Origin of the sequence: Kitasatospora sp. NPDC058243, from assembly GCF_042882025.1 — a bacterium.
In the GTDB taxonomy this organism is placed as follows: Bacteria; Actinomycetota; Actinomycetes; order Streptomycetales; family Streptomycetaceae; genus Kitasatospora.
In genome coordinates, this window is the sequence record NZ_JBHVWW010000034.1 from 69,151 (window position 1) to 86,418 (window position 17,268).

Genomic DNA, 17,268 nt, shown 5'->3' on the forward strand with positions numbered 1-17,268 from the left:
TCGCGTCCGGCCGGGGGTTTGACAGGATCGGCCCATGACTTCCCTCGATTCAGCGACAAACCCGGCCCACGAACTGCCGGACGTCTCACAGCTGGTGATCGGTGTCCTCGGCGGCACCGGCGACCAGGGGCGCGGCCTGGCCCTGCGACTGGCCAAGTCCGGCCAGCAGGTGATCATCGGCTCGCGCGACGCGGCCCGGGCCGAGGCCTCCGCCGCCGAACTGGGCCGCGGCGTGCGTGGCGCCGACAACGCCACCGCCGCCCGGGAGAGCGACGTGGTGATCGTCGCGGTGCCCTGGGACGGGCACGCCGCGACCCTGACCGCGCTGCGCGAGGAACTGGCCGGCAAGATCGTGGTCGACTGCGTCAACCCGCTCGGCTTCGACAAGCAGGGCGCGTACGCGCTGAAGCCGGAGGAGGGCAGCGCCGCCCAGCAGGCCGCCGCGCTGCTGCCGGACTCCCGGGTCACCGCCGCCTTCCACCACCTCTCGGCGGTGCTGCTCCAGGACGAGTCGGTGGAGCAGATCGACACCGACGTCATGGTGCTCGGCGAGGAGCGGGCCGCCACCGACATCGTGCAGGCGCTGGCCGGCCGGATCCCCGGCATGCGGGGGATCTTCGCGGGCCGACTGCGCAACGCGCACCAGGTGGAGTCGCTGGTGGCCAACCTGATCTCGGTCAACCGCCGCTACAAGGCCCACGCGGGCCTGCGGGTGACGGACGTCTGAGACCGGACCGTCTGAGATCGGACGGTCCGGGAGCGAACGGTCTGGGACCGGACCGTTCGGGACCGGCCGCTCCGAGATCCGGTCGAGCCGTGTCGGCCTCACCCCTGGACCAGTTCCGGAGGTGAGGTCGGCGACAATGGGTGCGGCCGCAACCCGGCCGACCGCACCCGGCCCTAGGAGCCTCCCGCCATGCCCCGCACGTCCCTCTTCGCCCTGATCGTCGTCGTCCTCGCGCTGGCGGCCGCCGTGGTCTCGCTGACCCAGGGCTTCTGGCTGGGCCTGATCTGGCTCCCGATGGCCGGTGTGGCGAGCAACGTGCTCTGGATGAACCGCCGCCGCGCGAAGATCGCCGAGGCCACGGCCGCCGCTGCGGCAGCCGAGCAGGGCTAGTCGGCTAGTTCTTCCAGAAGCTGAACAGGTACCGGCCGAGCGTCGCGTAGTCCTGGTCCACGCCGAACAGGCTCATCAGGTCGTGGATGACCCCGAAGAAGAACGAGTTCACCTCGGGCTGCCACAGCAGCGCGAACACGGCCAGCAGCCCGTACGGCGCGAACGGCTCGACCGCGCGCCGGGTCTTGTAGGACAGCCAGGGCTCGACGATCCCGTAGCCGTCCAGGCCGGGCACCGGCAGCAGGTTCAGCAGGGCGGCGCTGAGCTGGAGCAGGCCGAGGAAGCCGAGCGCGGCCGCGAACGGCGAGACGTTCAGCTCGTAGCCGTTCCAGACCGCGTGCACCGCCGGGTCGTCCAGCCAGCCGGCGCCGATCGGGACCAGCAGCAGGGCCGCGCACACCACGTTCACCAGCGGCCCGGCCGCCGAGATCAGGCTGTGCTTGAGCCGGCCCTGGATCCGGTCCCGCTCGATCCAGACCGAGCCGCCGGGCAGGCCGATGCCGCCCATGATCACGAACACGATCGGCAGCACGAAGCTGAGCAGCACGTTGGTGTACTTCAGCGGGTTGAGCGTGAGGTAGCCCTTGGCGCCGACGCTGATGTCGCCGCCGTGCAGCGCGGTGCGCGCGTGCGCGTACTCGTGCAGGCACAGCGAGACCATCCAGCCCGCCACCACGAACAGGAACACGCCGAACGAGGCGTTCCCGTAGCCCGAGTACACCGCCCAGCCGGAGGTGGCGAGGACGGCGAGGAGCACCCAGAACACCGGGCTGATCCGGCGGTCCTCGCTGCGTGAGCGCTGCGTGGCGGCGAAGGTCATGGTGTGGGTGCTCCGGGTGTCCGAGGAAAAGCGGGCAGGGGATCGATCATGCCGGGCGGGCCGGTGACCGGACAAGCCGTCCCGGGTGAACGTCCGAGGGCCCCGTCCGGGTTCCGCCGCCGGTGAGGGGCCCCTGGACAATTGTGCGCCCCGAGCGCCGCCCATCGACCAGAATGGACCGGTGTACTACGGCATCCTCGGGACCACGACGGCCCACCACGACGACGGCACCCCGGTGCCGCTAGGCGGCGCCCGGCTGCGGGCACTGCTCACCGCGCTCGCCCTCCGGCAGGGCCGCCCGGTGCCCGCCGACCTGCTGGTGGACGAGGTGTGGGAGGCCGAGCCGCCCCAGGACTCCTCCGCCGCGCTCCAGACCCTGGTCGGCCGGCTGCGCCGGACCGTCGGCCGGGACGAGATCGGCTCCGGCCCGGCCGGGTACTGGCTGACCGACCCGGCCACCGACCTCGCCGAGTTCCAGCGGCTCGGCGCCGAAGGCCGCCGCGCCCTCGACACCGGGGACCACGCGCTCGCCGCCGACCGGCTGCGCGCCGCCCTGGCGCTGTGGCGCGGCCCCGCCCTGGCCGACCTGCCGGACCGCAGCGGCCCGGCCGCCCGGCTGGAGACCCAGCGCGAGGAGGCCCGCCGCCACCGGATCACCGCCGAGCTCGGGCTCGGCCGGGCCGCCGAACTGGTCGCCGAACTCACCGAGCTCTGCGAACGGCAGCCGCTGGACGAGCCGTTGCAACAGCTGATGATCCGGGCGCTGCACGAGAGCGGCCGCACCGCCGAGGCGCTGCGCCACTACGAACGGACCAGGCGCGCCCTCGCCGACGAGCTCGGCGTCGACCCGGGGCGCCAACTCCAGGCCCTGTACGCCACGTTGCTGACCCCGGCCGAGGTCGAACCGGCCCCCGCGCCGACCGCGCCCGCGACCGTGCCCGCGCCGGAGCCCATACCGGCCCCGCCGGCCGCCGAACGGTCCGGGGCGCTCCAGCCCCCGCGCGTCGGCGGCAACCTGCGCGGCCGGCTGACCAGCTTCGTCGGCCGCGAGGGCGATCTCGCCGCGCTGCGCGGAACGTTGACGAACAGTCGGCTGATCACCCTGACCGGCCCCGGCGGCTCCGGCAAGACCAGGCTCTCGATCGAGGCAGGCCGCGCCGAGCAGTCCGCCGGGCACTGGCCGGACGGCGTCTGGGTGGCCGAACTCGCCCCGCTGGAGAGCCCGGACGCGGTGCCCGCCGCCGTCGTCTCCGCGCTCGGCCTGCGCGAGATCGTGCTGCACAGCGGCGGCATGGTCGCCGAGGTGATCGAGAAGCGCGCCGAGGACCCGGTCCGCCGGCTGGTCGAGCACTGCGGCCACCGCCGGATGCTGCTCGTGCTGGACAACTGCGAGCACCTGATCCAGGCCGCCGCCGACCTCGCCGACGTCCTGCTCGCCGAGTGCCCCGAACTGACCGTGCTCGCCACCAGCCGGGAGCCGCTCGGCGTGCCCGGCGAGACCGTGCTGCCGGTCGAGCCGCTGCCCGACCCGGTGGCGCTGCGCCTGCTCACCGAGCGCGCCACCGCCGCCCGCCCCGGCTTCGACCCGGACACCGACCCGGCGGCCTGCGCCGAGATCTGCCGCCGCCTGGACGGCCTGCCGCTGGCCATCGAACTCGCCGCCGCCCGGCTGCGGGTGATGACGGCGCGCCAGATCGCCGACCGCCTGGACGGCCGGTTCGCCCTGCTCACCGCGGGCAGCCGCACCCTGCTGCCGCGCCAGCAGACCCTGCGCGCGGTGGTCGACTGGAGCTGGGACCTGCTGGGCAAGCGCGAACGGGCGGTGCTGCGCCGGCTCTCGGTGTTCGCCGGCGGCTGGCAGCTGGAGGACGCCGAGGCGATCTGCGCCGACGGCACCGAGGTGGTCGGCGGGGAGGTCGCCGACCTGCTGCTGTCGCTGGTCGACAAGTCCCTGCTGGTCGCCGACCTGGACGACGGCAGCCTGCCGCGCTACCGGATGCTGGAGACCATCCACGAGTACGCGACCGAGCGCCTCGCCGAGTCCGAGGAGGAGCGCGACGCGACCGGGGCCCGCCACCTGGCGCACTTCCGGAGCGTCGTCGCCACCGCCTTCCTGAACATGCACGGCCCCCAGCAGCTGCACTGGCTGACGGTGCTGGAGCGCGAGCTGGACAACGTCCGGGCCGCGCTGAGGCGCGCCATCGACCTCGCGGACGAGGAGCAGTCGCTGGTCCTCACCCTCGGCATGAGCTGGTACTGGTCGCTGCGCGGCTACAGCATGGAGGCCCGCGGCTGGTACGACGCCGTCGCGGCGCTCGGGCCGGATCCGTTCGGCCCGCAGCCGCCCGTACCGCTGGAGCGGGACGTGCTCTCCTACGGCCTGCCGATGCCCGAAGGGGTCGTCGAGGAGGCCCGCCGACTGCTCGCGATGTACCGGCTGATGGGCATGTTCGAGGGGAACCTGGACGTGCTCGGCAACCCGGTGGCGATCGCCGTCGCGGAGCAGCTGCTGGACGTCTACACCCCGGAGCTGCCGCAGGCCTACCGGTTCCCGGGCCTGATACGGGTGTTCGGGGCGTTCCTGGCCGGCCGGCTGGAGCTGATGAAGAGCCTGCTGGACGACGCCGTCCGCGGCTGCGAGGAGCACGGCGGGCCGAACGACCTCGCGTTCATCCTGCAGCTCCGGGCCAAGATGCTGAACGACTGGCCGGGCGGGGCCGACCAGGGAATCCTGGACGGCGCGCGCTCCCTGGAGCTGTACGAGCGGGCCGGCAACCTCTGGGGGGTCTCCCAGGCGCTGGCGGCCCAGGGCGAGTCGCTGGCCAACCGGGGCGATCCGGCGGCCGCCGCCGCAGCGTACGAGCGGGCGATCGAGCTGGCCGAGGAGCTGGGGACACCGCACGAGGTGCCGATGCTGCGGGTGAACCTCGGCTCCGCCCTGCTGGAGCAGGACATGGAGCACGGCGAGCGGATCATCCGGGAGGCGCTGGCCGGGCTGGACTCCCACAGCGCGGACCACTCCTCCACCGGCGCGCTGCTGTTCGGCGGCCTCACACTCTGCGGCGTCCACATGCTGCGAGGCGAGCACGAGCAGGCGCTGGCCGAGCTGGACCGGATGGAGGCGACCAGCGTCGGCAGCTTCGCCCCCGGGATCGTGACCGGGATGCTGACCACCACCCGGGGCTGGATCACCGCCCGGGCGGGCCGGCCGGACGAGGGGCTCGCGGCGCTGCGCGAGGGGCGGACGCTGCTCCGTCAGACGGCGAGCACCAGTGGCTTCGGCGAGCAGATGACGGTCATGGTGGTGCCCGCGGTGGTGGGCGTGCTGCGTTCCTTCGCCGAGCGCGACGGCGACCTGGAGCGGGCCCGGCAGGCCACCGTGCTGCACGGGGCGCACCACATGCTGAACGGTCCGAAGGGCGGCTACCTGGACCGCGTCGAGCGCGGCCGGGCGGCGGCCTCCCTGCGGGCCCTGCTGGGCGACGCCGCGTTCGAGGCCGCCCACACCGCCGGCGAGGGCCTGACCCCGGAACAGGTCCGGGAGCGGATGTACGAGTGGATCGGCTGACCGGCGTCCGTCCCTGGTCACCGGTCAGCCGACACGAGTGGATCGGCTGACCGACGCCCGTCCCTGGTCACCGGTCAGCCGTTCCGTCGGCCGGCCCCGTCCCCTGGTGCCGGCCGGTCGCCCCCCGGCCCTCCCCCGCGGAGGGCCGGCGGCCGTTCTCAGGTCCGCTTGCGGAAGCGGGCGACGGCGAGCGGCGCGAAGATCGCGGTGGTGGCCACCGACCAGATCAGCACGACCATCACCGGGTGGGCCAGCGGCCCCTGGCCGTTGAGCAGGGAGCGGGAGGCGTCGGCGAGCGCCGACAGCGGGTTGACCTTGGTGAAGGCCTGGAGCCAGCCCGGCATGGTGTCGGTCGGCGCGAAGATCGAGCTGCCGAACTGCATCGGCATCAGGACCAGCATGGCCACGCCCTGGACGGCCTGGGCGCTGCGCAGCGCCATGCCCAGCAGCATCGAGACCCAGACGATCGACATGCCGAACACCAGCGACAGGCCGACCGCGGCCACGACCTCCAGCGGACCGGTCTTCACCTCGAAGCCGATGCACATCGCGAAGCCGATCAGGATCACGAAGGAGAGCAGCGCCCGGCAGGTCTCGGCGGCCATCTTGGAGAGCAGGACGGAGGCCCGGCCGATCGGCAGGGTCCGGAAGCGGTCCATCACGCCGGTCTGGAAGTCGCTGTTCAGGCCGGTGCCGACGGCCATCGCGAGGGTGAGGCCGGTCTGCCCGAGCAGGCCGGGGATCATGTACTGCTTGTAGGAGTCCTGGTTGCCGGAGACGGCGCCGCCGAAGACGTAGACGAACAGCACCGTGAAGATGACCGGCATCAGCACGGCGTCGAACATCGACTCCGGGTCGGCCTTGATCCGCATCAGGTTGCGCCGGGTCAGCGCGCCGACGTGGCGGAAGGTGCCGGACAGGCCGACCCGGGAGTCCTCCACCCGGGCGGGGGCGATGGTGGCGGTGGTCATGCGACGGGCTCCTTGGCGAGGCTGGGGGCGGCGTCCGCGGTGTCGGCGGGCTTGCCGGTGATGGCGAGGAAGACCTCGTCGAGGCTGGGCACCTTGGTGTCGATGCCGGCTATCGCGAAGCCGCGGCCGCCGAGCACCCCGATGACGGTGGTCAGCTGCTCGTCGTCGGTGATCGGCACGGCGAGCAGGCCGGTGTCGGTGGAGACGGTGGCGCTGGTGATGCCGCGGTCGTGCAGGCAGCGGGCCATCTCGGGCAGCTCGGCCGGGTGGGCGGCGCGGATCTGGAGGGTCTGGCCGCCGACCTTGGCCTTGAGCTCGGCCACGCCGCCGTTGGCGATCACCCGGCCGCGGTCGATGACGGTCAGCTCGTCGGCGAGCTGCTCCGCCTCCTCCATGTACTGGGTGGTGAGCAGCACGGTGCTGCCCTCGGCGACCATCCGCTGGACCTCGTCCCAGACCTCGTTGCGGGTGCGCGGGTCCAGGCCGGTGGTGGGCTCGTCCAGGTAGAGCACCTTGGGGCGGCCGATCATGCTGGCGGCCAGGTCGAGGCGGCGGCGCATGCCGCCGGAGTAGGTCTTGGCGGTCCGCTTGGCGGCCTCGGTGAGCGAGAAGCGCTCCAGCAGTTCGGTGGCCCGGGCCTTGGCCTCGCGGCGGGGGAGGTCGAGCAGCCGGCCGATCAGGTAGAGGTTCTCGTACCCGGAGAGGAGTTCGTCGACGGAGGCGTACTGCCCGGTGAGGCCGATGGTGCGGCGCAGCTGCTTGGGCTGGCGCAGGACGTCGTAGCCGCCGACGAACGCGGTGCCGGCGTCGGGCTTGATCAGGGTGGAGAGGACCCGGACCAGGGTGGTCTTGCCGGCGCCGTTGGGGCCGAGCACGCCGAGCACGGTGCCCTCGCGGACGGTGAGGTCGACCCCGTCGAGGGCCTTGGTGGTGCCGTAGTGCTTGACGATGCCGCGGACTTCGACGGCGTTGCCCGCGGCGGTACCCCGGTCGTTCGGGGCGGTGGCGATTCGTGTCATGCCCCCAGGCTGTCCGGCCCTGCTGTCAGCGGGCTGTCATGAGGGGGGCGGGCCCGGCGCCGCGCTGTCAGACCGCTGTCACCGGGGGAGCGGGCACGGCAGCGGCCCCGCTCCCCGGGCGGGGGAGCGGGGCCGTCGGGGGCCGTCAGTGGAAGCTGTGCTCCGCCGCCGGGAAGGCGCCGCCGCGGACGTCCTCGGCGAACGCGCGGGCGGCGTCGCCGAGGACGGTCCGCAGGTCGGCGTACTGCTTGACGAACTTGGGCACCCGGCCCGCCGTCATGCCGGCCATGTCGGTCCAGACCAGGACCTGGGCGTCGGTGTCGGGCCCGCCGCCGATGCCGACGGTCGGGATGGTCAGCTGCTCGGTGACCTGGGCGGCCAGCTCGGCCGGCACCGCCTCCAGCACGACCGCGAAGGCGCCCGACTGCTGGACGGCCTTGGCGTCGCGCAGCAGCTGGTGCGCCGCCTCGTCGCCGCGGCCCTGCACGGGGTAGCCGCCGAAGGCGTGCACGGACTGCGGGGTGAGGCCGATGTGCGCCATCACCGGGACGCCGGCCTCGACCAGCAGCTCGATCGAGCGGGCGCTGCGCTCCCCGCCCTCCAGCTTGACCGCGCCGACCCCGGCCTCCTTCATCAGCCGGGCCGCGTTGCGCATGGCCTGCGCGGGGGACTCCTGGTAGGAGCCGAACGGCAGGTCGGCGACGATCATCGCGCGCTTGGTGCCGCGGACGACGGCGGCGGAGAGCATCACCATCTGATCCATGGTCACCGGCACGGTGGTCTCGTAGCCGAGGTGGCAGTTGCCGGCGGAGTCGCCGACCAGCAGGACGGGGATGCCGGCCTCGTCGAACACCCCGGCGGTGAGGGCGTCGTAGGCGGTGAGCATCGACCACTTCTCGCCGCGCTGCTTGGCGGTGGCGAGGTCGCGGACGGTGATGCGGCGGTTGGTGACCCCGCCGTAGAGGGTGGCGGTCGCCGCCTGGTTCTGGGCAGGCGAAGGCGAAGAAGCGTTCATCGAACGGACTCCTGAAGGGTTGTCGTCTCGTGGCGCCGTACGGCGTCCCCGGATCACCTCCATGCTTGCACGCCCCGGCGTGCGCGCAAAGGGGCGTGCAGGCGCGCGGGTGCGATCTGTGGCACACCGGCCGCCGGCCGGCGGGCTTTGCCGCGTTTTTACGAAACGGATTCGTCTCGTATCGAAATGGCCGCTACCCTGGTGCCGGGGGGTTACGAGACGACCATGGCTCGGAATTGCCCGCCAGTGCCACACCACCACGGACGGGAAGACCAATGACCACCGCAGCCGCGCCACCCCGCGTGCCGGAAGCCATCCACCGCCGCCGCTGGGCGATCCTCTGCACCCTGGTGCTCGCCCTGCTCGTCGTCGTCCTCGACAACTCGATCCTCAACGTCGCGATGAAGACCATCGCGACCCCCGCGCCGGTCGGGCTCGGCGCCAGCCAGAGCGACCTGGAGTGGTCGATCAACTCCTACACCCTGGTGTTCGCCGGGCTGCTCTTCACCTCCGGCCTGCTCGGCGACCGCTTCGGCCGCAAGCGTGCGCTGCTCGGCGGCATGGTGGTCTTCGGCATCGCCTCGCTGCTCTCCGCGCTGGCCGCCTCGCCCGGTGAACTCGTCGGCTACCGCGCCCTGATGGGTGTCGGTGCCGCGCTCGCGATGCCCGCCACGCTGGCCATCATCATGAACGTGTTCGAGCGCTCCGAGCAGCCCAAGGCGATCGGCATCTGGGCCGGCGCGGTCGGCCTGGCCATCGCCATCGGCCCGATCACCGGCGGCCTGCTGATCGAGCACTTCTGGTGGGGCTCGGTCTTCCTGGTCAACGTCCCGATCGTGATCGTCGCGGTGATCGCGATGGTCGTCCTGGTGCCCGAGTCCAAGGACCCGAACCCCGGCAAGCTCGACCCGATAGGCGTGCTGCTGTCGATCATCGGCCTGGTCGCGCTGATCTACGGCATCATCAAGGGCGGCGAGCTGGCCGACTTCACCGCCGCCGAGGCCTGGGTGCCGACGCTGATCGGCGTGCTGGCGCTGGCCGCCTTCGTCTGGTTCGAGCGCCGCACCCGCTTCCCCGCGCTGGACGTCACCTGGTTCCGCAACAAGGTGTTCAGCGCCTCCGTCGTGGTCGTCGGCGTGGTCTTCTTCGCGCTGATGGGCGTCTCCTTCTTCGGCGTCTTCTACATCCAGAGCGTGCGCGGCTACAGCGCGCTCCAGGCCGGCCTGCTGATGCTGCCGCTGGCCGTCGCCCAGCTGCTGTTCGCGCCGCGGGCCCGGCTGGTGGTCGACCGCTTCGGCGTCGCCGCCACCGCCGCCGTCGGCATGCTGCTGATCGCGGTCGGCTTCGTCGGCTACACCCTGCTGGGCGTCGACACGCCGATCTGGGTGCTGATCGTGCTCGGCCTGCTGATGGGCACCGGCATGGCGCACGTCATGCCGCCGGTCACCGTCGCGATCATGGCCTCGCTGCCCCGCGAGAAGGCCGGCGCGGGCTCGGCCGTCAACAACACCTTCCGCCAGGTCGGCGGCTCGCTCGGCGTCGCCGTGCTCGGCGCGGTGCTCTCCACCGTCTACCGCGACGGCATGGCCGACACGCTCAACCAGCTGCCCGACGACCTGCGCGGCAAGGCCGGCGAGTCGCTGGAGGCCACCCTGGCCATCGCCGAGCGGATGGGCCCCAAGGGCGCCGCGCTGATCGGCCCGGCCGACGACGCCTTCGTCAGCGCCATGCACGTGGTGGCCTCGCTCTCCGCGGGCATCACGGTGGTCGGCGCGCTGATCGCCTGGTTCCTGCTGCCGCGCCGGTCGGCCGCCCCCGGCGGCCCGGCCGGGAAGGCCGCCGAGCAGCCCGACCAGAGCCGCAAGGCCGTGGCCGCGGACGCCTGACCCGCGATCGCGCTGAGCGACAATGGCCCTGTCACCCGGGTGGATCCCCGGGCGGCAGGGCCGAGGTCCAGGACGGCGGCCGCCACCCGGCCCGGTCCACGGACCACCATCGGAACCCGGTCCACGGACCACCATCGGAAACGGAACGGCGCTCGTGCGCCACGCGGACAGCGAGGGAGTACAGCGGGGATGAAGACGGACACCCCGGCCGCCGGGGCCGGACAGCCCTGCGCCGCCGTACGCCGCGGCCGCCCGCGCAGCGAGGCCGCCGAGCAGGCCATCTTCGCCGCCGTCGAGGACCTGATGGCCGGCGGCACCGCGCTGTCCGAGCTCACCATCGAGGGCATCGCCGCCGCGGCCGGCGTCGGCAAGGCCACCATCTACCGGCGCTGGCCCAACAAGGAGGCCCTGCTGGTCGACGTGGTCAGCCGGCTGGAAGTCCCGATGCCCGCGCCGACCGACGGCACCGCCCGGGACCACCTGATCGAGATGGTCGACTACATGCGCCGGCGCGGCCTCGCCAAGCGCTCCCGCTGGGTGCTCAAGGCCGCCCTCGGCCAGATGCAGAGTCTGCCCGACCTGTACAGCGCGTACCGCGACCGGGTGATCAAGCCCCGCAGGGAGGCGGGGCTCGCCCTGATCCGCCGCGCCATGGACGAGGGCGTGCTGCGGACCGACCTCGACGTCGAGCTCCTCGGCGACATGCTGATGGGCCCGATCCTGTACCGCAGCATCCTCTGGGACGACTCCGACCTGGAGGACCCGGACCTGGCCCGCCGGATGGTCGACTCGCTGCTCGAAGGCCTGGCGCCGCACGCGGCCTCCGGCTCCCGCGGCTGAACGCGCTCCCGCGCCCCGGACCCCGCGCCCCGGTCCCGTGCCCGCAGCGACCTGCACCGACCTGTGTCCGACCCGCGCCCGGCGTGGCCTGGCTCACCAAACCGGGCCACGCCGGAACCCGCTCCGACGGCCCCGCGTCTGTCCCGGCATAGGCTGAGCCGGGTATCCGATCAAACCGGCACCAGTCCGGCACCCGCCCGTACCGCACGGGCCGGACACCGGACCGGCGACGGCACGAACAACGGGAGCCACGGATGACGCAGGCGGACAGGACCGACCGGAGCACGGCCGGCCCCTGGGGCGAGGCGGGCGCCCCGGCCCCCGCGGGCCGTCCCGGAGGATTCCTGGGCCTGCGGCACTGGGGCCGGGACGGCCGCGGCGCCACCACCTGGCGGCGCGGCCTGGTCGTCGCGGTGCTGGCCGTGCTCGCCGCCCTGCTGATGGCCCTCCACGCCGACGTCCCCAACAGCGCCGGCAACCTCGGCAGCCTGCTGGAGACCTTCCTGCCCTGGATCGGCCTGGCCGTCCCGGTGCTGCTGGTCCCCGCGCTGCTGCGCCGCTCCGCCACCGCGCTGATCGCGCTGCTGCTGCCCGTCGCGATCTGGCTCAACCTGTTCGGCGGCCTGCTCAGCGACAAGAGCGGCGGCACCGGCGACTGGACGGTGGTCAGCCACAACGTCGCCGCCGCCAACCCCGACGTGCCGGGCACCGTCCGCGGCCTGGTGGCCTCCGGCGCCCAGATCGTCGCCCTCCAGGAACTGGCCGGCAGGCCGCTGCGCGACTACGAGAGCGGGCTCGCCGAGGCGTACCCGTACCACGAGGTGGAAGGGACGGTCGGCCTCTGGTCGAAGTACCCGATCAGCGGAGTCTCGCCGGTGGACCTCAAGATGGGCTGGACCAGGGCGTTCCGGGCCCAGGTCGCCACCCCGCAGGGCCCGGTCGCGGTGTACGTCGCGCACCTGCCGTCGGTGCGGCTGAAGGCCGAGGGCGGCTTCACCGTCGACCAGCGGGACGTCAGCGCGCAGGCGCTCGGCGACGCGATCCAGGCCGAGCCGGTGAAGAAGGTCCTGCTGCTCGGCGACCTCAACGGCACCATGAACGACCGCAGCCTGGCGCCGGTCACCTCGCAGATGCGCTCGGCCCAGGGCGCCGCCGGGGACGGCTTCGGCTTCAGCTGGCCGGCGTCCTTCCCGATGGCCCGGATCGACCAGATCATGAGCAAGGGCGGCCTCGCGCCGGTCGACTCCCGCACCCTGCCCCGGGACGGCAGCGACCACCTCGCGGTGGCCGCCACCTACCGGTTCAACTAGGGGCCCTCAGCCCCGCCGCCAGCGGTTGGTGATCGGCAGGCGGCGGTCCCGGCCGAAGTTCTTGACCGAGATCTTGGGGCCCGGCGGGTACTGCCGCCGCTTGTACTCGGCCGTGTCGACCAGCCGGACCACCCGGTCCACCACGGCCGGGTCGAAGCCGGCCGCGACGATCGCGTCCCGCCCCTCGTCGCCCTCGATGTAGCGGGCCAGCACGCTGTCCAGCAGGTCGTAGTCGGGCAGCGAGTCGCTGTCCTTCTGGTCCGGCCGCAGCTCGGCGGACGGCGGCTTGGAGATGGTGTTCTCCGGGATCGGCGGCACCTCGCCGCGCCGCCCGGCCTCCTCGTTGCGCCAGTGGGCCAGCCGGAAGACCAGCGACTTGTAGACGTCCTTGATCGGCCCGAACGCGCCCACCGAGTCGCCGTACAGGGTCGAGTAGCCGACGGCCAGCTCGCTCTTGTTGCCGGGCGCGAGCACGATGTGCCCCTCCTGGTTGGAGATCGCCATCAGCAGGGTGCCGCGCAGCCGGGACTGCAGGTTCTCCTCGGCCAGGCCGGTCAGCTCGGTCGCGCCCAGGTAGGCGTCGAACATCGGGGCGATGGAGACGGTGCGGTAGTGCAGCCCGGTCCGGCGGGCCAGCTCGGCCGCGTCGTCCCGGGAGTGCTGCGAGGAGTAGCGGCTCGGCATCGAGACGCAGTACACGTTCTCGGCGCCGATCGCGTCCACCGCGATGGCCGCCACCAGCGCCGAGTCGATGCCGCCGGAGAGGCCGATCAGCACCGACCGGAAGCCGTTCTTGGTGACGTACGCCCGGGTGCCGGAGACCAGCGCGGCCCAGATCTCCGCCTCGTCGGACAGCCGCGGCGCCACCTCGGGGGCCGGGGCGTGCGCGGGCGCGGCCTGCGGCTCGCCGCCCAGGTCGGTGCGGACGAGGTGCAGCCCGTCGCTCAGCAGCAGGCCGTCGGTGTGGTCGTCGCCGGCGGCCGGCAGGTCGAGGTCCAGCACCAGCAGGTGCTCCTCGAACTGCGGGGAGCGGGCCAGCACCTCGCCGTCCGCGCCGACCACGATCGAGTCGCCGTCGAAGACCAGCTCGTCCTGGCCGCCGACCATGTTGACGTAGGCCAGTGGGCAGCCCGCCTCGGCGGCCCGGCGCCGGACCAGCTCCAGCCGCTGGTCGTCCTTGTTCCGCTCGTACGGCGAGCCGTTGACCACCAGCAGCAGCCCGGCCCCGGCCTCGCGGGCCGCGGTGACCCGGCCGCCGTCCTGCCAGATGTCCTCGCAGATGGCCAGCGCGACGTCCACTCCGTGCAGCCGCAGCACCGGCAGCTGCTCGCCCGGGACGAACCAGCGGTACTCGTCGAACACGCCGTAGTTGGGCAGGTGGTGCTTGGCGAAGCGGGTCACCACCTCGCCCCGGTGCAGCACGGCGGCGCAGTTCTGCGGGGAGCCGGCCGGGCGGCCGAACCTCGGCGAGGCGTGCTCGGAGCGCCCGAGGTAGCCGACCACCACCGGCACCTCGCCCAGCCCGTCGGCGGCCAGCCGCCCGGCCAGCTCGACCAGCGCGCCCCGGGACGCCTCGACGAAGGAACTGCGCAGGGCGAGGTCCTCGACGGGGTAGCCGGTCAGGGCCATCTCGGGGAAGGCGACCAGCTGGGCGCCGGCCTCCACGGCCTGCCTGGTCCAGCGCACCACCTCATCGCTGTTGCGGGCGATGTCACCGACCCAGGGGTCGATCTGGCTCAGGGCGAGACGGAGATTGGGCATGCCCCCGAGTGTAATCGTCGAACTGACGCAATGTGCTGTCCGGGGGGTCGGACCAGGGTCCGGACTGCCGTCCCGCGCGGTGATCGGCCATGATGGGGGCAGTCGCGTCCGGGGGTCTTCCGGGCGTAACACGAGCGTAAAGAGCAGAGGTGAGACTGTCCCCATGGGCAAGCAGCAGCAGTTCGTGCTTCGGACGCTTGAGGAGCGTGACATCCGGTTCGTCCGGCTGTGGTTCACCGACGTGCTCGGGTTCCTGAAGTCGGTCGCGGTGGCTCCGGCCGAACTGGAGCAGGCCTTCGAGGAGGGCATCGGCTTCGACGGCTCGGCGATCGAGGGCTTCGCCCGGGTCTACGAGTCCGACATGATCGCCAAGCCGGACCCGACCACCTTCCAGATCCTGCCGTGGCGCTCGGAGACCCCCGGCACCGCCCGGATGTTCTGCGACATCCTGATGCCCGACGGCTCGCCGTCCTACGCCGACCCCCGGTTCGTGCTCAAGCGCACCCTGGAGAAGGCCTCCGCCCAGGGCTTCACCTTCTACACCCACCCCGAGATCGAGTTCTTCCTGCTGAAGAACCTGCCCGGCGACGGCACCCCGCCGATCCCCGCCGACCAGTCCGGCTACTTCGACCACACCCCGCGCGGGGTCGGCCACGACTTCCGTCGACAGGCCATCACCATGCTGGAGTCGATGGGCATCTCGGTGGAGTTCTCCCACCACGAGGGCGCCCCCGGTCAGCAGGAGATCGACCTGCGCTACGCCGACGCGCTGTCCACCGCCGACAACATCATGACCTTCCGTCTGGTCATGAAGGAGGTCGCGCTGGAGCAGGGCGTGCACGCCAGCTTCATGCCCAAGCCGTTCTCCGACCACCCCGGCTCGGGCATGCACACCCACCTGTCGCTGTTCGAGGGCGACCGCAACGCCTTCCACGAGACCGGCGCCGAGTACCAGCTCTCCAAGGTCGGCCGCTCCTTCATCGCCGGCCTGCTCAAGCACGCCGCCGAGACCGCCGCCGTCACCAACCAGTGGGTGAACTCCTACAAGCGGATCTGGGGCGGCTCCCAGCGCACCGCCGGCGCCGGCGGCGAGGCCCCGTCCTACATCTGCTGGGGCCACAACAACCGCTCGGCGCTGATCCGGGTGCCGATGTACAAGCCCGGCAAGCAGGGCTCCACCCGGATCGAGGTCCGCTCCCTGGACACCGGCTGCAACCCGTACCTCGCCTACGCCGTCACCCTCGCGGCCGGCCTCAAGGGCATCGAGGAGGGCTACGAGCTCCCGCCGGGCGCCGACGACGACGTCTGGGCGCTGACCGACTCCGAGCGCCGCGCCCTCGGCATCCAGCCGATGCCGCAGAACCTCGGCGAGGCGATCGACCTGATGCAGCGCAGCGAGCTCGTCGCCGAGACCCTCGGCGAGCACGTCTTCGACTTCTTCCTGCGCAACAAGCGGCAGGAGTGGGAGGAGTACCGCTCCGAGGTGACACCGTTCGAGCTGCGCAAGAACCTCCAGGTGCTCTGAGCGCCTGAGCGGCTCAAACACCTTCGGGCCCGCTGTCGTTCGATCGGATGACAGCGGGCCGTCCGCTCGGGTGGATCGTTTCCCCAATGGCGGTATGTGAAGATCCTGTGACGGACGGTTGTGGTCCGATGGGCGTGCTCGTCCGTTCCGTCCCGAGAGGATCCCATGCCCTCCTCCGCTGTCAGCCGCGCCGCCGCGGCCCGTCTGCTCGCCCGCCGGACCGTCGTCGCGGGCGCCGCCCTCGCCGCCGTCGCGAGCCAGCTGCTGGCCACCCCGATCGCCGACGCCCGTGGCTCCGGCTCCGGCTCGTCGAACCCGCACCCGCGCGCCGAGACCATCTCCGAGAACCCGCTGCCGTTCACCACCCGCTTCCAGGGCGACTTCCACGGCTCCGTCACCAGGATCAGCAACTCGCTGATGACCTGTGACGAGACCAAGGCACCCCTCGACCCGGAGCAGCCGCCCTGCGAGGACGCCCGCAAGGGCCTCGGCAGCATGCCGATCAACAACAAGTACGAGATGAAGTACATCAACATCGACCCGGGCTCCATCGGCCCGCTCGGTGACCCGATCTACTCCGCCAGCTCCGCCGACCTCGGCCTGATCGACGGCTCCAAGGTCAAGTACGCCCGGCTGTACTGGGGCGGCACCCGCGGCATCGGCGACACCGTGCTGCCGGAGAACCAGATCGACGAGGTGTACCTCAAGGTCCCGGGCGAGAAGCAGTACCGGGACATCGCCAACGACCAGCCGTCCATCGGCTACATCACCACCGACGTGGAGAGCAGCTACCAGGCCTCCGCCGACATCACCGACCTGGTCAGGAACGCCGGCAACGGCACCTACACCGTCGCCAACATGGACTCGGTGGTGAAGCCGCACAGCTGGGGCGGCTGGACGATCGTCGTCGCGTACGAGAACGACTGCAAGCCGATGCGGCACATCCACCTGTGGGACGGCTTCCAGGTCGAGCTGCCGGACAGCCCGACGCGGCAGATCAAGCTCGCGGGGCTGCAGACGCCGCAGAGCGGTCAGCTCCACGGCAAGCTCGGCTGGGTGGTCTACGACGGCGACCTCAAGTGGACCGGCGACACCCTGTCGGTCAAGTCCACCAACGGGCCCGAGACGCTGTTCTCCGACATCAACCACGCGCCGAACGACGCCTTCAACTCCACCATCGAGGAGTTGACCCCGGAGGACCAGTTCGTCCGCAACCCGTACAACCGCAACAACTTCGGCTACGACTCCAACCGCTGGGACATCTCGCCGTACCTGCGCAACGGGGACACCGACCTCACCGCCACCTTCAACACCCAGAAGGACGGCTACGACATCGGCGTCTTCTACGCCTACGTCAACCTGGACGGCTCCACCGACGCCTGACCGGCCGCCGCCCGGCGCCGCTGCCGCCCCACCCGCACCGCGCGGGCCGGCAG

13 protein-coding genes are annotated in these 17,268 nt (G+C 72.3%); 8 read left to right on the forward strand and 5 right to left on the reverse strand.

Features of this window, described 5'->3' with window-relative positions:
- The first annotated feature begins 34 nt into the window (after window positions 1–34).
- Window positions 35–727 (forward strand): NADPH-dependent F420 reductase, encoded by a 693-nt coding sequence (gene npdG, locus ACFVX9_RS22545; RefSeq protein ID WP_380370587.1) that lies wholly within the window; start codon window positions 35–37, stop codon window positions 725–727.
- 189 nt (window positions 728–916) lie between these two features.
- The gene (locus ACFVX9_RS22550; RefSeq protein ID WP_363372195.1) at window positions 917–1,117 is read left to right on the forward strand and encodes a hypothetical protein; all 201 of its coding nucleotides are present in this window, start codon (window positions 917–919) and stop codon (window positions 1,115–1,117) included.
- Window positions 1,118–1,121: 4 nt separating this feature from the next.
- Here the strand turns inward: ACFVX9_RS22550 and ACFVX9_RS22555 are convergent, their stop codons facing one another.
- Window positions 1,122–1,937, reverse strand: coding sequence for a site-2 protease family protein (locus ACFVX9_RS22555; protein WP_380482135.1), 816 nt, complete (start codon window positions 1,935–1,937; stop codon window positions 1,122–1,124).
- 181 nt (window positions 1,938–2,118) lie between these two features.
- Here ACFVX9_RS22555 and ACFVX9_RS22560 point away from each other — a divergent pair, with 181 nt between their 5' ends.
- A complete protein-coding gene (locus ACFVX9_RS22560) occupies window positions 2,119–5,505 on the forward strand; it encodes a BTAD domain-containing putative transcriptional regulator (protein ID WP_387983173.1) in 3,387 nt (1,128 codons plus the stop codon).
- A gap of 158 nt (window positions 5,506–5,663) precedes the next feature.
- Here the strand turns inward: ACFVX9_RS22560 and ACFVX9_RS22565 are convergent, their stop codons facing one another.
- The 3 genes from ACFVX9_RS22565 to panB all read right to left on the reverse strand — a co-directional run bounded on the left by ACFVX9_RS22565 (window position 5,664) and on the right by panB (window position 8,510).
- Window positions 5,664–6,476, reverse strand: a complete 813-nt coding sequence (locus tag ACFVX9_RS22565; protein WP_363372188.1) for an ABC transporter permease — start codon at window positions 6,474–6,476, stop codon at window positions 5,664–5,666.
- Window positions 6,473–7,495, reverse strand: coding sequence for an ATP-binding cassette domain-containing protein (locus ACFVX9_RS22570; protein WP_387983175.1), 1,023 nt, complete (start codon window positions 7,493–7,495; stop codon window positions 6,473–6,475). The genes ACFVX9_RS22565 and ACFVX9_RS22570 overlap by 4 nt, the downstream gene beginning before the upstream one ends.
- 145 nt (window positions 7,496–7,640) lie before the next feature.
- A complete protein-coding gene (panB, locus tag ACFVX9_RS22575) occupies window positions 7,641–8,510 on the reverse strand; it encodes a 3-methyl-2-oxobutanoate hydroxymethyltransferase (protein WP_063347352.1) in 870 nt (289 codons plus the stop codon).
- Window positions 8,511–8,785: 275 nt separating this feature from the next.
- On the opposite strand from panB, the gene ACFVX9_RS22580 reads away from it, so the two are divergent.
- The 3 genes from ACFVX9_RS22580 to ACFVX9_RS22590 all read left to right on the forward strand — a co-directional run bounded on the left by ACFVX9_RS22580 (window position 8,786) and on the right by ACFVX9_RS22590 (window position 12,546).
- Window positions 8,786–10,396, forward strand: coding sequence for an MFS transporter (locus ACFVX9_RS22580; RefSeq protein ID WP_063347351.1), 1,611 nt, complete (start codon window positions 8,786–8,788; stop codon window positions 10,394–10,396).
- Window positions 10,397–10,585: 189 nt separating this feature from the next.
- Window positions 10,586–11,236: a TetR/AcrR family transcriptional regulator gene (locus ACFVX9_RS22585; protein ID WP_380482142.1), complete on the forward strand. Its 651-nt coding sequence runs from the start codon at window positions 10,586–10,588 to the stop codon at window positions 11,234–11,236.
- A 254-nt stretch (window positions 11,237–11,490) separates the two neighbouring features.
- A complete protein-coding gene (locus ACFVX9_RS22590; RefSeq protein WP_387983176.1) occupies window positions 11,491–12,546 on the forward strand; it encodes an endonuclease/exonuclease/phosphatase family protein in 1,056 nt (351 codons plus the stop codon).
- Window positions 12,547–12,552: 6 nt separating this feature from the next.
- Here ACFVX9_RS22590 and ACFVX9_RS22595 read toward each other — a convergent pair whose 3' ends face one another.
- Window positions 12,553–14,307, reverse strand: coding sequence for an NAD+ synthase (locus tag ACFVX9_RS22595; protein ID WP_380370598.1), 1,755 nt, complete (start codon window positions 14,305–14,307; stop codon window positions 12,553–12,555).
- A gap of 163 nt (window positions 14,308–14,470) precedes the next feature.
- On the opposite strand from ACFVX9_RS22595, the gene glnA reads away from it, so the two are divergent.
- Complete coding sequence (gene glnA / locus ACFVX9_RS22600; RefSeq protein WP_063347345.1) at window positions 14,471–15,832, forward strand: type I glutamate--ammonia ligase; 1,362 nt, start codon at window positions 14,471–14,473, stop codon at window positions 15,830–15,832.
- 165 nt (window positions 15,833–15,997) lie between these two features.
- Complete coding sequence (locus ACFVX9_RS22605; RefSeq protein ID WP_063347344.1) at window positions 15,998–17,215, forward strand: hypothetical protein; 1,218 nt, start codon at window positions 15,998–16,000, stop codon at window positions 17,213–17,215.
- The last annotated feature ends 53 nt before the right edge of the window (window positions 17,216–17,268 follow it).

Bases quoted from the DNA above. Each gene is read 5' to 3' on its own strand.
- npdG (WP_380370587.1), top strand. From the start codon at position 35: ATGACTTCCCTCGATTCAGCGACAAACCCGGCCCACGAACTGCCGGAC.
- ACFVX9_RS22550 (WP_363372195.1), top strand. From the start codon at position 917: ATGCCCCGCACGTCCCTCTTCGCCCTGATCGTCGTCGTCCTCGCGCTG.
- ACFVX9_RS22555 (WP_380482135.1), bottom strand. From the start codon at position 1,937: ATGACCTTCGCCGCCACGCAGCGCTCACGCAGCGAGGACCGCCGGATC.
- ACFVX9_RS22565 (WP_363372188.1), bottom strand. From the start codon at position 6,476: ATGACCACCGCCACCATCGCCCCCGCCCGGGTGGAGGACTCCCGGGTC.
- ACFVX9_RS22570 (WP_387983175.1), bottom strand. From the start codon at position 7,495: ATGACACGAATCGCCACCGCCCCGAACGACCGGGGTACCGCCGCGGGC.
- panB (WP_063347352.1), bottom strand. From the start codon at position 8,510: ATGAACGCTTCTTCGCCTTCGCCTGCCCAGAACCAGGCGGCGACCGCC.
- ACFVX9_RS22580 (WP_063347351.1), top strand. From the start codon at position 8,786: ATGACCACCGCAGCCGCGCCACCCCGCGTGCCGGAAGCCATCCACCGC.
- ACFVX9_RS22585 (WP_380482142.1), top strand. From the start codon at position 10,586: ATGAAGACGGACACCCCGGCCGCCGGGGCCGGACAGCCCTGCGCCGCC.
- ACFVX9_RS22590 (WP_387983176.1), top strand. From the start codon at position 11,491: ATGACGCAGGCGGACAGGACCGACCGGAGCACGGCCGGCCCCTGGGGC.
- ACFVX9_RS22595 (WP_380370598.1), bottom strand. From the start codon at position 14,307: ATGCCCAATCTCCGTCTCGCCCTGAGCCAGATCGACCCCTGGGTCGGT.
- glnA (WP_063347345.1), top strand. From the start codon at position 14,471: ATGGGCAAGCAGCAGCAGTTCGTGCTTCGGACGCTTGAGGAGCGTGAC.
- ACFVX9_RS22605 (WP_063347344.1), top strand. From the start codon at position 15,998: ATGCCCTCCTCCGCTGTCAGCCGCGCCGCCGCGGCCCGTCTGCTCGCC.